Source organism: uncultured Eubacterium sp., assembly GCF_934561735.1.
GTDB lineage: Bacteria > Bacillota > Clostridia > Oscillospirales > Acutalibacteraceae > Eubacterium_R.
This window is the reverse complement of record NZ_CAKTGT010000003.1, coordinates 12,450-26,426: the sequence shown is the minus strand read 5'-3', so window position 1 is coordinate 26,426 and position 13,977 is coordinate 12,450. Positions and strand designations below refer to the sequence as shown.

12 protein-coding genes are annotated in these 13,977 nt (G+C 41.1%); 9 read left to right on the top strand and 3 right to left on the bottom strand.

All coding sequences use genetic code 11. The features are described 5' to 3' along the window. Positions 1 to 10 precede the first annotated feature (10 nt). Positions 11 to 946, bottom strand: a complete 936-nt coding sequence (locus Q0E08_RS03505; RefSeq protein ID WP_294777040.1) for a CpsD/CapB family tyrosine-protein kinase — start codon at positions 944 to 946, stop codon at positions 11 to 13. Beyond that, entirely contained in the window at positions 946 to 1,746 is an 801-nt protein-coding gene (locus tag Q0E08_RS03500; RefSeq protein ID WP_294777037.1) for a YveK family protein, read from the bottom strand. Before Q0E08_RS03500 ends, Q0E08_RS03505 begins: the two co-directional genes overlap by 1 nt. Positions 1,747 to 1,926: 180 nt before the next feature. Here Q0E08_RS03500 and Q0E08_RS03495 point away from each other — a divergent pair, with 180 nt between their 5' ends. From Q0E08_RS03495 to Q0E08_RS03480, 4 genes are all read left to right on the top strand, one after another. Beyond that, positions 1,927 to 4,623 (top strand): MGH1-like glycoside hydrolase domain-containing protein, encoded by a 2,697-nt coding sequence (locus Q0E08_RS03495; protein WP_294777035.1) that lies wholly within the window; start codon positions 1,927 to 1,929, stop codon positions 4,621 to 4,623. A gap of 15 nt (positions 4,624 to 4,638) precedes the next feature. Continuing rightward, positions 4,639 to 6,318, top strand: coding sequence for a metallophosphoesterase (locus Q0E08_RS03490; RefSeq protein WP_294777032.1), 1,680 nt, complete (start codon positions 4,639 to 4,641; stop codon positions 6,316 to 6,318). Positions 6,319 to 6,429: 111 nt separating this feature from the next. Continuing rightward, positions 6,430 to 7,062 carry a hypothetical protein gene (locus tag Q0E08_RS03485; protein WP_078768923.1) on the top strand — a complete coding sequence of 211 codons (633 nt, stop codon included), beginning with the start codon at positions 6,430 to 6,432 and terminating at the stop codon, positions 7,060 to 7,062. Positions 7,063 to 7,145: 83 nt separating this feature from the next. Further along, complete coding sequence (locus tag Q0E08_RS03480) at positions 7,146 to 8,642, top strand: MFS transporter (protein WP_294777027.1); 1,497 nt, start codon at positions 7,146 to 7,148, stop codon at positions 8,640 to 8,642. Between the two features lie 88 nt (positions 8,643 to 8,730). Here Q0E08_RS03480 and Q0E08_RS03475 read toward each other — a convergent pair whose 3' ends face one another. After that, positions 8,731 to 9,789 (bottom strand): FkbM family methyltransferase, encoded by a 1,059-nt coding sequence (locus Q0E08_RS03475; RefSeq protein ID WP_294777025.1) that lies wholly within the window; start codon positions 9,787 to 9,789, stop codon positions 8,731 to 8,733. A gap of 127 nt (positions 9,790 to 9,916) precedes the next feature. On the opposite strand from Q0E08_RS03475, the gene Q0E08_RS03470 reads away from it, so the two are divergent. The 5 genes from Q0E08_RS03470 (at position 9,917) to recO (ending at position 13,975) form a co-directional block, all read left to right on the top strand. Further along, positions 9,917 to 10,738, top strand: coding sequence for a hemolysin family protein (locus Q0E08_RS03470; protein ID WP_294777022.1), 822 nt, complete (start codon positions 9,917 to 9,919; stop codon positions 10,736 to 10,738). Then, positions 10,713 to 11,696, top strand: a complete 984-nt coding sequence (locus Q0E08_RS03465) for a PhoH family protein (RefSeq protein ID WP_294777019.1) — start codon at positions 10,713 to 10,715, stop codon at positions 11,694 to 11,696. Before Q0E08_RS03470 ends, Q0E08_RS03465 begins: the two co-directional genes overlap by 26 nt. Continuing rightward, positions 11,696 to 12,196: an rRNA maturation RNase YbeY gene (gene ybeY / locus Q0E08_RS03460; protein ID WP_294777014.1), complete on the top strand. Its 501-nt coding sequence runs from the start codon at positions 11,696 to 11,698 to the stop codon at positions 12,194 to 12,196. Before Q0E08_RS03465 ends, ybeY begins: the two co-directional genes overlap by 1 nt. 3 nt (positions 12,197 to 12,199) lie before the next feature. Then, the gene (gene era, locus Q0E08_RS03455; protein ID WP_294777011.1) at positions 12,200 to 13,087 is read left to right on the top strand and encodes a GTPase Era; all 888 of its coding nucleotides are present in this window, start codon (positions 12,200 to 12,202) and stop codon (positions 13,085 to 13,087) included. Between the two features lie 153 nt (positions 13,088 to 13,240). Continuing rightward, positions 13,241 to 13,975: a DNA repair protein RecO gene (recO, locus tag Q0E08_RS03450; RefSeq protein ID WP_294777008.1), complete on the top strand. Its 735-nt coding sequence runs from the start codon at positions 13,241 to 13,243 to the stop codon at positions 13,973 to 13,975. The last annotated feature ends 2 nt before the right edge of the window (positions 13,976 to 13,977 follow it).

The following is a 13,977-nucleotide window of genomic DNA, read 5'->3' as shown; positions in this document are numbered from 1 at the left end:
TTGTTGTCACTTATCTTCTTCTTGAGTGTGCATCGTACGGCAGGTTGTCATATCCGTAACCGTAGCCGTAACCATAGCCGCCTTGAGAACCGTAATTTCCGCCGTAGCCGTAGCTTCCGTATCCGCTGTAACCGTATGAACCGTAAGAGCCATATGAGCCGTAAGAACCGTAGCCGTAACTGTTTTTGTATTTTCCGTAACGATAACGACCATATTTGCCGTAGCCGTATTTGGAACGGTTTGTTTCGGCAAAGTTAACTACAAAGCCGAGTATTTTTGCATCAATAAATTCAAGTGCCGATATGGATTTTTGAATTTCAGGATGAGTGGATTGGTTTGAACGAACAACCAAAACAACACCGTCACTTTCTCTGATAACAGGCAAGGCGTCCGATACAACATTGATAGGCGGGGTGTCGATAATGATGTAATCAAAATCTTTGCCGATTTCTTCCAAAAATTCAGCCATAGGTTCACTTCCGAGAATTTCGGCAGGGTTAGGTGGGATAGAACCCGAGCATAATACGGAAAGATTTTCATATTCGGTTGCATGAATCACCGAAAACAAATCTGCCTTTTTTGATGAATCGGCACCTACTTTGCTTCCGAGATAGTTTGTGAGCCCCGGTGAGTTGGGAACTGAAAAATAGTGGTGGATTTTAGGCTTACGCAGATCACCGTCAATAAGCAAAACTTTTTGATCTGCCTGTGAAAGAGCAATTGCAATATTGATTGTTGTGGTGGTTTTGCCTTCGTTTGGAGTTGATGAAGAAATGACAACGGTTTTGCAGCCTTTTTTCATAACAGAAAACATAAGGTTTGTTCTTACGCTTTTGTATGCTTCTTCAACTCTGAATTTAAGCGAAGGGTCCATCTCGATGTTTTGCAACAACTGACGGGAAGAATTACTTTGTTTTGTTGATTTTTTGCCGTTTCTTTTTGCCATTACTTTTCATCTCCTTTCTCGGTTGAAGCCACATAAGGCTCATCAATCGATTTAGCTCGAGAACTTACCGAAGCACCTTTGATTTCGTAATTAGGGATACTGCCGAGAACAGGAATGCTGTATCTTTCAACCAATTCTTCGCCCGAGCGAACTCTAATATCAAGGAGATTGCGAAGAATAATGTATGCACAGGCGATGATAATTCCGGCAACGGCACCGATTGCACATTTTTTAGGATAGCCCTTGCTTCCTGCGGTGGAGGCTTTTATAGGCTTATCTTCAACGCTTGCTTGAATCAATCCGTTGTTTGTGCGTTTCATCATTGCAGGCACTTCCGTTTCAAGTTGGTGAGCTATTTCGTATGCCATATCGTTGCTTGTTGAGGTTACGGTAATTACAAACATTGCGGTGTTTTCAACCGCTTCTATTTCCATATCTTTTTTTATGCTTGCTCCCGTGCAACTCGAATTGATTCTGTTATTGAGGTTTTGTGCAACGGTTGAAGCAAATTCATTTGTGTTCATAATCTCAATATATGTTGCAAGCATCATGGTGGTGTAGTTCATTTTGCTTGTGTTGCTTGTTCTTGTTTCGTCGGGATTTGTGTATGTTCCCTTGATTTCGCTTTTGGTATCTACCGCATATGCAAGAAATTCTACCGTAGAGGTGTATGTAAGCTTTGTAACATTTGCGGTGTAAAAAAAGCCGAGCAACGCACCGATAAGTGCAAACGCAACAATAACTCTCCATTTTCTTATGAGAGAAACAAGTATCTTTCGTACATTTTCGTCAATGTTCATTCGCTTTCTCCTTCTAAATATACTTATAGACTATTATAATAACTTTAATAAAATATTTTGTCAACAAATATTGGAATAATTATAATATTTATACATAAAATTCATCATAAAATGTTGACAAATCGGGAATTTTCAATCATAATATCTTGTGATATTTACTTTTTTACAAGGAGACAAAAAATGGCAGAAAAACCGTTTATGCCCGTATGGGGTCCGTATTCAAAAAAATATATGGGCCTTTCAAGAATTATGGGCACAGTTAATAACAAAAACGGCAAATCAAGTGCAGATGCGGTTCGCTTTGATTTTGCCGTGCACCCTACAATTTGGAACTCGTCAACACCCGTTCCCAATGTAACCGTTCCGTCAAGCTATCATTTGTGGAAGTGTGCAACGGATTATTCGTTTTATTCCTACAGATACGAGCTTATGTGGAAAGATATGGTGTACGCCGATGTGTCTTTTTCAAAAATAAATGAAGAAGCATATCTTGCAAGAGTTGAATTTGTAAACAATACCGACCTTTCGCAAAACACGGTTCTTAATTTCTTTTCTTCGCTTGAATTCCCTAATTCAAAGGAATATTACATCAAGGCAAAGAACGGTAATTACAAACTCATTAAAGCAAATGAATATGCCGAATATTCGTATGCAAAAATCAGACCTTGGGAAAACGAAACTCCGGACGGTATGTTCAGAGGTATGTTCAAGAGCGAGGAATTTTATCTCGGCTACGGCTTGGGCGACAGATGTGATAATGCACATGTGCATTATCTCGGCTTAAAGCCTTTCGGTTGCGAAGCAGGGGATAAGGTTGCCTATAAACTTTCGGCAGACGGCATTGAAAACGCTGTTGTTGCTTTGAGATACAAGACCGTTACCGACGGCGACGCAAAATTCAGCGTTAACGGTGCCGAAACTATATTGCCTCACAGCGACAAACTTGCAATAATCGAACTTCCTTTTGCGGAAAATCTTGAACTTGTCAGCCTCGGCGGTGCAGGTGTTGAACTTGACTTTGTTGCCGTGTACTCAAAGGGCAACGCTCTTGAAGTTGTTGAAATGAAGCACGATTTTGAACCCGAAATCAATACGGCTCAAAACGGCAAAGGTTACACCGTTGACATTGACTACAAGTATAACGATTGCAAATTCAAGGTTATCACTTCAAACCCAAATACTCGCTTCCGCACGCTCGACAGCGGAAGCCTTGAGGACGCACTTATCAATCGTCTTTCAAACGGTGACCATACATATGACGATTTGAAAGAAACATTTTCAGGCTCGTTTAAGCGTAAAACTTCGGATGACGGTTTCTTCCAAAATACGCTTATCAAGTCGATTTTCATTGAACCGCACAGCACTCATATTGAGTATGCGGTTGTTGCAAAATCCGATTTTGAGCCTTTGAACTATGATGAATACGAAAAAATTTATAACGAACGCAAAGCAGCGGGCGAAACCGCAAAGTTCAACAAAGACGGTGAAAAATACACACTTTCAACCGATATTTTGCGTGCAACTTTGCTGACAAACACGGTTTATCCTGTTTACAAGCACGGTGAAAATGTTATTCACCACACACCGGGCAAGCGTTGGGACAGCTTCTATACTTGGGACAGCGGATTCATCGGTATGGGACTTCTTGAGTTCAGCAACGAACTGTGCCAATATGCACTTGATATGTATCTTTGCGATGATGATAACGATGATTTTTGCTTCTTGCTTCACGGTTCGCTTGTTCCGACACAGTTTGTGGAATATCTTGAACTTTTGAAACGTACAAACGACAAGGCAAAACTTGACTTTTTGTATAACAAAATGAAGTTGTACTATGAATTTTTGCGTGGCAGAAGCCATAATTCAACCTGTGCAAAGTTTGATAACGGACTTCTTACAACCTATGATTATTGGTATTCATGCTCAGGTATGGACGATTATCCGGCTCAGGTCAAGATGATTGCAGACAAGGCTGAGGAGTATTCTTGCCCTTGCCTTTCCACAAGCCAAATTATCCGTGCCGGTAAGATTATGAAAATGGTTGCGGATTATCTCGGTAAAACAGACGATATTGCCGTTTATGATGCGGATATTAAGTACTCAACAGATGCACTCAACAATTTTGCTTGGGATGAGGAGTCGGGATATTTCGGCTATACAATGTATGACAAAGACGCAAATTCTCCGTATATTATGAAAACCGAGGACGGCGAAAACTGGGATAAGGGCTTTGACGGAGTTTATCCGCTTATCGCAGGTGCGGTTGACGGAGAAAGAAAACAAAAGCTTATTTCTCACATTAAAAATCCAAATGAAATGTGGTCTGCGGCAGGTGTTTCGGCTGTTGATATGTCCGCTTCGTACTATTTTGACGACGGCTATTGGAACGGCAATGTTTGGATGAGCCATCAATGGTTTGTGTGGAAAACAATGCTTGATAACGGCGATACCGATTTTGCGTTTGAAATTGCAAACCGTGCTCTTGAAATGTGGAAAGAGGAAACCGATTTCACCTACTTTACATATGAATGTTTCGGCATCAAAACCCGCCGTGGCGGATGGTTCCACAACTTCGGCGGTTTGTCTGCTCCTATTTGCATTTGGGCAAACGCTTATTACAAGCCGGGTACGGTTACAACAGGTCTTGATGTATGGACCGATTACCAAAATGTAACCGATGACAGTGCCGAGATTTCATTCAAGTATTTCGGCAACAACGAAAAATATTCGATGATTGTTACCCTCAGCGATAAGAATTCGTACAAAGCTACCCTTAACGGAAAAGAAGTTGAATTTAAGCTCCGTAACGGCGGTTCGTTGGAATTTACATTTGACAAAGATGTTGACAAGGGTATACTTAAAATTGAAACTTTGTAATTGAGAGGTAAGAATATGGCAGACAAAATTGTAGGTTCAAATAACGAGCCGCTTAAGGTTCAGTTTATTACTGATGTTCATTATTATTCAACAAAACTCGGCACTCACGGCAAGGCTTATAACAAGATGGAATCAAAGTCGCAAATGGTGATTAAGGATAGTCCTCTTGTTATCAAAAGAGCTTTTGATATGCTTTGCGAAGATACCTCAACAGATATAGTCCTTCTTTCCGGAGATACTACTCACGACGGCGAAATGCAGTCGCACGAGGAATTTATTGAAATGCTCCGTGACCTCAAAAAAAGAGGCAAGAGGGTTTATGTTATAACAGCCACCCACGATTTTCAGGACAACGGTATTGCCTATGCTTATGAGGGCGATGAAAGGGTTGAAGTTCCTGCCGTTGGCGATAGGCACGATTTGTGGGATATGTATTATGAGTTCGGTCCCAATGAGGCTATTGCCGTGCATAAGGAGTCTATGTGCTATGTTGTTCAGCTTGCACCGGGTTATCGTTTGTTTGCACTCAATGACGACACAAATTACAAGCCGGAGGGTGAGCGTGGTTCAGGTTTTTCCGATGATTGTATGGCTTGGATTATGGAACAACTTGAGGATGCAAAAAAGAACGACCAGTTTGTAATTGCAATGACTCATCACCCTATGATTTCACCGTCACCGTTTTATAACATTATCGGCGGCGGAAATATGCAGAGAAATTACGAAACAACACGGGAAATCTTTGCGGATGCCGGTCTTTCCTGTATGCTTACGGGTCACACCCATGTTCACGACATCAGCGATGTTACAACCAAAAAGGGCAACAAGTTTTATGATATTACCTGCGGTGCGCTTATCGGCTGTCCGCCTGTAATGAGAAATGTCACCTTTGACCCGAAAAACGCAAAGATAGATATTGACACTGTTTTTGTTGACAATGTTGACGGACTTGATACCGACGGCAAGAGTTTTCCCGATTATATGAAAAACTTTTTCTTCGGTATGATAAAGGAAGTTTTGTGGGCAATGGGTTATGATATTGACCGCCTTGCAGAAATGACTCCCGCTTTTTCGGTACCGGGCGAAACCGTCAAAAAGTTTGCTTGGATAATAAAACCTGTAGGCAAGTTCCTTAACAAGTTGACTTTTAAGAAAATTTGGCGACTTTGCAAAAAGGAAAGCGGTCTTAAAAAATCCGATATAGCCGATATTGCAAACAATAAGGTTATTGATTTTATTCTTGAACTCATCCAAAACCTGTACTGCGGCGATTCTCCGTACACTCCGGATACAAGGGAATACAAGCTTACCTGCGGTTTTCTTAATGTAATTGACGCATTTTTGAATACAATTCATTTTTCAATCGGCAAGGTGCTCAAAGGTGCAACTTCGGTCAGAGGTCTTGTTGAGCCTCTTCTTTGGAACAGCGGCTATTGTGATGCCGAGGCAACACTTCCGCTTTATCCGATTTATGATGAGCAAAATCCTGCACCTGTTTCCGCTTTTGAGCAAAAGAAGTTTGAAGATACCGTTAATAAGAGCAAAAAAGGTCCTCTTGTGCTTCTTATTCTCATTCTCATTGTAATCCTTCTTCTTGCAATACTTGCCGGCATCGTTGCACTTATCGTGTGGGCGGTTATCGCAATTATTCATGCAATTTCGGGCACCGCTATGCTCGGATTGTTGTTCTCATAATTTTTGTATGTTTTTACTAAAATAATTGTTGCATATTGGAATAAAAATTGTTATAATGATTTAGTAAATTCGCTATTTACATAGAAAACATAATTTTTAAGGAGTAAATTTATGGCAGACGAAAAGAAAAAATTCAGTCTTGGCGGCATTGATAACGCTGCCGAAGAAAAGGGTAGTTTCATCAAGACTCTTTGGCAACTTGTAAAGTTCCTTGTTGTATCGGGTCTTGTAACAATCATTCAGTTGGCACTTGCGGCTTTGCTTCCTTTGGTATGCGACCAAATCCACACATTGCTTCCTGAATTTTTAAGAGGCATTTTCACACCTACAATGTTTACAGCAGGCTCAAAAGAAGCTACAAAGTATGTTATCGACGGTGTAGTAACCTGGGGTTATGTACTTCCGTTCCTTCTTTCAAACCTTATCGCTAACATTTACGGTTTCTATCAGAATAAAAAGACAACATTCAAGTCTGATTCTGCTTGGTACAACTTTGTTATTTACATCGTGCTTCTTCTTGCACTCATCCTCTTCTCAACATGGATGCAGGGTGCAATCGTTGGTGCACTCCTCAAGGTTGAAGCAAGCAACTGGTTCCTCAAGATAGTTACAAACGAGTCTATCGCCCGTCTTCTTGCTTCTATGGCAGCAGGTTTTGTTCAGATGGTAGTTCTCTTCCCAATGGAAAAGTTTGTACTTATGAGAGAAAAGAAAGACGATACAGCAGAGGAAAAGGCTGCGTAAGTCACAATTTTATAGCGAATAATGTTAAAAGGGCGGTTCGGTGGAATCGTCCTTTTTTGTCCTGATTTTTAAAAGGGGTTATTATGGACGAAAGATTAACTTATACAAAAAAAGAAGCCGGTATGTTTTTAACCGGCCTTTTCGGTCAAAATCTTATTTACAATGTTGTTACGGCAGGACTTTACTATTATTTTCAAAATGTAATTTGTCTGCCGGCTGTGGCACTCGGCTGGATTTTTGCAATCGCAAGAATTTGGGATGCAATCAACGACCCGATGATGGGCTCGATTGTTGACAGAACACGAACAAAATGGGGCAAGTGCAAGCCTTATCTTCTTTTTGCTCCGTTTGTAATTTGCGTGATTACCTGTGTTTCATTCCTCAACGGAAATTATGCCGTGGCTAAAGAAAACGGCAATACAACCGCTATGGTGCTGATTGTAACTTGGGCAGCTGTGTCTTATGTTCTTTGGGGTATGTCTTACACGGCGGGCGATGTTCCGCTTTGGGGTGTCATCAGCCGTATGAGTGAGGTTGAAAAAGACAGAGCAAATCTTATAGCACTTGCAAGAATAGTTTCTTCCGTTGCGGCAGGTCTCGGTATTGTGTCGGTTGTTGCTCTCAGTCAGGCGGCTAACAAAGCATTCGGCGAAAGTGAAAGTGCACAAAAGGGCTTTATCGTTGTTGGAATCGCAATGACGATTGTGTCGTCAATTCTTTTTGAATGTGCAGGCTTGGGCGTTAAAGAACGAGTACCTAATACGGATGAAAGAAAAACGATGAAAGAATCGTTTGCTCTTATGTGGAACTGCAAACCGTTCAGAAGACTTTTGATTTCCGGTATTCTCCGTGCTCCGCTTCAGCTCCTCGCAACAGTTGTAATGACTTTGTTTACATATTACTATTGCGGCGGCGATTTAACCAATGCGTTCAGCAACGGCAAAACATTCCTTACCGCTGTTATCATTGGCGGTGCGTTCTTTATCGGTCAGTTCGGTGCAACGGCACTTTGCCCTGTGCTTATGAAAAAGATTGATGTAAAAACGCTTTACAATCTTACAGGTTTTTCCGCTTTGCCTATGGCTTTGCTGTTTGTTACTTATCTTATCGCTCCTACCGAACTTGCCAAAATTGGTTGGGTAGTTATCGACGGCGTGCTGCTCCTTTTTGCCGGAATCGGCTTTGGTGCGGTTATGGTTTGCCAAAGCGTTATGATAAGCGACTGTATAGACTATGAGGACTATCATCACAATTACCGTCCTGACGGTGTGTTTTTTGCAGGTCAAAGCTTTATCCAAAAGTTTTCAACGGGTATTGCTTCAATTATTTCGGCTTATGTCTATGCCGCAGTCGGCTATTCCGATGTTAACATTGAAAAAATGAATACAGCCATTGCCAACGGTGCGTCGTTTGCAACCGATTTTCAAAATTATTCAAAGGCAATGTGGTTCTTGCTCACAATTCCGCCTGCAATCGGTATGGCAATTTCAATCATTCCTACTGTTAAGTACGAGATTACAAGCAAATCTCACCAAGAAATGCTCAATGTTCTTATAGAAAGACATAAAGAAGCGGAATAATAAAAATACAAACGGACTTTCTCGCAATTGTAAGAATGTCCGTTTTTTATGTTAAAAAGAATATGTTTATCGGCGTGTTTCAGGGTCTTTATCGGCAGTTTACACAGTAAAAATTGCTTTCCCACGCAGGAATGTATTTTGAATGCCTGAAATATATTTTGTAGTTTTCGTTAAGTTCCCACACTTTAAGCGGCAGAGCAAATAAGTCCTCGTTTCTGTGATATGCACAGATGTATAGCTTTGGCAGTTGTGATTTTATGGTTCTTTCCATGCCTTCAAGTGCCTTCATTTCGCTTCCCTCAATGTCCATTTTGATGAATGTTGCAGGGATGTTCAGACTGTCAATATCGGTCACTTCAACGCTTGTTCCGCTTGATGAAAGTTTGCTGTTTCGCCCTGCGTCTGCGCTGAAAATCAGCGTGTCTTTTTTGCTCCACGCACCCATGTTCAGCGTTGTCAAATTCTCCATGCCGTCGGTGTTTTTCAGCAGTTTTTTGTAGCTTTTTGCGTCAGGTTCAAGTGCGGTGATGTGCTTGTATTTACCATTTGTTGCGGCTGTAAATTCTCTTATCGTGTCGCCGTCATACGCACCCAAATCAATGATTTCTTCGTTGTCGGTCAACTTCAAAATTTCTGAATAAACCTTGTCTTTTTCTCCAAATGAGCGTAGCAAATATTCAATTTTGCCCGACACCTTGAATGAAAGAATATCAAGATAAACTCTTTTGCTTTCTTCATCCGCAAGTCGAGAATATACCTCGTCAAATTTTGCCTCGTTCTCGGCAATGTATTCACGGGTGAAAAGTCCTCCGCCGGCAACGGGAACATCGGGTGCAAACACCGTGTGCTCGCTGTTTATCTTTTCGATGTGTTCAATAACACTGTCAATGTGGCTTGCAAAGCAAAGAACAATGTTGAAGTCGTCGTGTTTTTCGCAAACCTCACTGTATTTGAGCACCTTGTAGCCCTTGAACGAATGACCTCTTACAAATTCATCACTTGCAAAAACTTCGTCTGCCTTTAGCCCTCTTTGTTCAAGCTCTGCCATAATTTTTTCTGCACCGAGTCCCATTCCGTACAACACAATGGGCTTTTTGCTGTCTTTCAGGGTGTCCCAAATATTTTTGTCTTGTATCTTTTCAAGCATTTTGCCGTCACCTCATTTTGATATATAATAACATATTACTTAACACTTTACAAATTAATATTTATATATTATAATATAGCAGAATGGATTACTGTATAATTTTGTTAAATCGGAGGTATATGCCTTTATGGCTATCGGCAGTTTAAAACGCTTGTTTAAAAAAGAAAGTTCAACCGAAGAAGAAATTAAGCAACTTGTTGATGATGACGAGGGCGAACTTGAAAAATCAACAAGGGACATCATCAACAATCTTTTTGAATTTCACGATACTAATGTCGGCGATATTATGACCCACAGAACGGATATTGCCGCCGTTGAAATTACCGGGGAAATAATCGATGTTGTTAAGGTTGCGATTGATGAGGGCTTTTCCCGTATTCCGGTTTATGAAGAAGATCTTGACAATATCAAGGGCATTGTTTATGTTAAAGACTTGCTCAAGTTTGTCGGCACGGAAATTCCTAAAGGCGAAAAGATCGAAGATTATATCCGCACTCCGCTTTTTGTTCCCGAAACTATCCCTTGCGGCAAACTTTTTGCTCAAATGACCGAAACGCATATTCAACTTGCCATTGTTGTTGATGAATACGGCGGAACCGCCGGACTTGTTACTTTGGAAGATATTATCGAGGAACTTGTAGGCGAAATTGAAGACGAGTACGACGATGAGGAACAATCGGTTACAAAGATTGATGACGACACCTTTGTTTTTGACGGTGCGTGCGATATAGAAGATGTTGAGGAAGCACTTGGTATTAATTTGCCGGAGGGTGATTATAATACTGTTGCGGGATTTGTTATCAACAGGCTTGGCACAGTTCCTAACGAAGATAGCAAGGGCGAAGCCGTGGAATACGGCGGAGTAAGATTTACCGTGCTTGAAGTTACGGACAGAAAAATTGATTCGGTAAAGGCGGAAATATATGACAGAACAAACAATAACGATTGAGGCAATGGACCAGGCGGTATCGCTTTTCGGCTCGTTTGACGAAAATATCCGTATGATTGAGCGTGAGTTCGGCGTAAGTATTGTGTCACGAGGTTCGGATTTAAAGATTATGGGTGATGCCGAAGATGTGTCAAAGGCTGTCAGAACAATTAATTCGCTTCTTGTGCTTATCGGCAAGGGCGAGGCTCTTACCGACCAAAATGTAAGATATGTTCTTTCGCTTGTCAATGAGGGCAACGAAGATAAAATCGCTTCAATGACAAACGATTCTATTTGTATAACCGCAAAGGGCAGACCGGTTAAGCCTAAAACTCTCGGTCAAAAGAAATACACTCAGGCTATCGATGACCACACAATCACATTTGGCGTTGGTCCTGCCGGAACGGGTAAAACCTATCTTGCCGTTGCCATGGCGGTTACGGCGTTCAGAGCAAAGCAGGTTAACAGAATTATTCTTACAAGACCGGCTGTTGAGGCGGGCGAAAAACTCGGATTTTTACCGGGCGATTTGCAAAGCAAGGTAGACCCTTATCTCCGACCGCTTTATGATGCTTTGTTTGATATGCTCGGTGCGGAGAATTTTCAAAATTATCAGGAGAGGGGAGCAATCGAAGTTGCACCGCTTGCATATATGCGAGGCAGAACTCTTGACGACAGCTTTATTATTCTTGACGAAGCACAAAATACCACACCGGAGCAAATGAAAATGTTTTTGACCCGACTCGGCTTCAGGTCAAAGATGGTTGTTACCGGCGATATTACACAGATTGACTTGCCCGACGGTAAAAAATCGGGACTTAAAACCGTTTTGAATATCCTCAAAGATGTTGATGATATTGAGATTATCAAGTTTACTCAAAAGGATGTGGTTCGCCACAGACTTGTTCAGGATATTATCAAAGCGTATGAAAAATATGACGAAAAGCAAATGAAAAAAAGAAAAGGAGAAGATAAGTAATGAATAAAGTAAAAGTTATAATCTCCGACGAACAAAAAGAAATTACTGTTCCCAGAGGAATAAGAATGTTGATTCGCCGCTGTTGTAATGCGGTTTTGCAGGCTGAAAAATTCGGCTCGGATGCAGAAGTGAGCGTTTGTTTTGTGGATAATGAGAGAATTCACGAGCTTAACGCACAATATAGAAATGTAGACAGAGAAACAGATGTGCTCTCATTCCCTATGGGCGAAAACGGAGAGTACGATACAAATATGGATACAGGTGCAAAAATTCTCGGCGATATCGTTATAAGCGTGCCGAAAGCTATGGAGCAGGCAAAGGCTTATAACCACTCTCTTCAAAGAGAAATCGGATTTTTGACTGTTCATTCAATGCTTCACTTGCTTGGATACGACCACGAAAACGGCGGTATCGAGCAGGTACATATGCGTGAAAAGGAAGAGGAAGTTCTTACCAAAATCGGACTTAAGCGTGACAACAGCTATTATATGGGAGAATAATTAATGACAAAAACAGCATTTATTGCTATTGTAGGTTGCCCTAATGTGGGTAAATCATCTATACTTAACAAACTTTTGGGTACAAAAATCGCCATTGTGTCCTCAAAGCCGCAAACTACCCGCACAAAGATTATGGGCGTTCTCACCGAGGGTGAAACACAGCTTGTCTTTACCGATACTCCGGGCTATCACAAGCCTCATAACAAACTCGGTGAAAAAATGAATCAGGCTGTCGGCGACTCAATCGGCGGTGTTGATGCTTGCCTTTTTGTTGTTGAATCAAAGGGCGACATCAAAAAAGGCGAATATGAGCTGATTGAAAAATTTAAAAAACTTAAAGTGCCCGTAATCCTTGCAATTAATAAAATCGATATGATTAAGGATAAGGAAGAACTTCTTGAACGCATAGTGGAACTTAACAAGTTGTTCGATTTTGAAGCAATCGTTCCTGTTTGTGCTTCAACAGGCGAACATATTGATGAACTTGTTGACGAGATGAAAAAGCTTGCGTTTGATTCTCCGCACTTTTTCCCTGATGATACTCTCACCGACCAGCCCGAAAGAGTGCTTGCCGCAGAGATTATCAGAGAAAAAATTCTCAGACTTATGGACAAAGAAGTTCCGCACGGCATTGCCGTGTCTATCGAAAAAATGCGTGAGCGTGACAATCAGGATATTCTTGATATTGAAGCAATTATTTATTGCGAGCGTGAAAGTCACAAGGGTATGGTTATCGGTAAAAAGGGTGCCATGCTCAAAAAAATATCAACTTATGCCCGTCAGGATTTGGAAAACTTTTTTGGCATAAAAGTAAATCTTCAAACTTGGGTAAAAGTAAAGGAAGATTGGCGTAACCGTGAGGGATTAATTCACAATTTCGGTTTGGATTAATTTGGCACAAATCATTTAAAGCACCATAGGATAAAATAGTAACGGTGGTGTTTTTTATGGATAATTTGTGGCAAAACTTTGTGTCTACGGGAAGCGTTTCGGACTACTTGAAATATAAACAATCAGAAAATAAAAACGAGGTTGTGCAGACTGATGCAGACAAAAACAAAGGGACTTATAATCAGAGAACAGACGGTGGGGGAGAGCGATAAACTCGTTACCGTTATCACCGAAGATTTTGGGCTGATTAAGGCTTTTGTCCGCCGTGCAAAGACTATTAAAAGTCAAAATTTATCTGCAACCTCGCTTTTTGCATACAGCGAGTTTTCGCTTTACAGAAGCAAGGAAGCGTATGTTATCGACAATGCAACCTCAATCGAGGTGTTTTTTAATCTCCGCTCGGATATAGAAACCTTGTCGCTTGCACAGTATTTTGCACAGCTTGCCTGTTTTTTAGGCTCGGAGGAACAGCCGATGCCGGGTATGCTCAGATTGCTTTTAAACGCCTTGTACCTTTTGTGCCAAGGCAAAAAAAGTCACTCGCTCATTAAGGTTGCTGTTGAACTGCGTATGCTTGCACTCGGCGGATATATGCCCGATTTGACGGCTTGTTACCGTTGCGGTACATACGAAACCGATATTATGTATTTTGACCCCGAGGAAGCCTGTATTTATTGCAAGGATTGTTATCGTAACAATGCCGTTGAACTTCCGCTTGCGGTCATTACCGCTATGAGATTTATTTGCTTTGTTGATCTCGGCAAGGTGTTTTCATTTTCGCTTAGCGATGAAAATATGGCTCTTCTTTGCTCAACTGTTGAAAAATATCTGCTCTCCCGTGTTGACGGAAAACTGACTACTTTGGAATTTTATAAAGTGATTATATAATT

Coding starts and splice junctions, on each gene's coding strand:
- Q0E08_RS03475 (WP_294777025.1), bottom strand. CDS start 9,789: ATGCTTGAAAAGATACAAGACAAAAATATTTGGGACACCCTGAAAGAC.
- Q0E08_RS03505 (WP_294777040.1), bottom strand. CDS start 946: ATGGCAAAAAGAAACGGCAAAAAATCAACAAAACAAAGTAATTCTTCC.
- ybeY (WP_294777014.1), top strand. CDS start 11,696: ATGAATAAAGTAAAAGTTATAATCTCCGACGAACAAAAAGAAATTACT.
- era (WP_294777011.1), top strand. CDS start 12,200: ATGACAAAAACAGCATTTATTGCTATTGTAGGTTGCCCTAATGTGGGT.
- Q0E08_RS03485 (WP_078768923.1), top strand. CDS start 6,430: ATGGCAGACGAAAAGAAAAAATTCAGTCTTGGCGGCATTGATAACGCT.
- Q0E08_RS03500 (WP_294777037.1), bottom strand. CDS start 1,746: ATGAACATTGACGAAAATGTACGAAAGATACTTGTTTCTCTCATAAGA.
- Q0E08_RS03465 (WP_294777019.1), top strand. CDS start 10,713: ATGACAGAACAAACAATAACGATTGAGGCAATGGACCAGGCGGTATCG.
- Q0E08_RS03495 (WP_294777035.1), top strand. CDS start 1,927: ATGGCAGAAAAACCGTTTATGCCCGTATGGGGTCCGTATTCAAAAAAA.
- recO (WP_294777008.1), top strand. CDS start 13,241: ATGCAGACAAAAACAAAGGGACTTATAATCAGAGAACAGACGGTGGGG.
- Q0E08_RS03490 (WP_294777032.1), top strand. CDS start 4,639: ATGGCAGACAAAATTGTAGGTTCAAATAACGAGCCGCTTAAGGTTCAG.
- Q0E08_RS03470 (WP_294777022.1), top strand. CDS start 9,917: ATGGCTATCGGCAGTTTAAAACGCTTGTTTAAAAAAGAAAGTTCAACC.
- Q0E08_RS03480 (WP_294777027.1), top strand. CDS start 7,146: ATGGACGAAAGATTAACTTATACAAAAAAAGAAGCCGGTATGTTTTTA.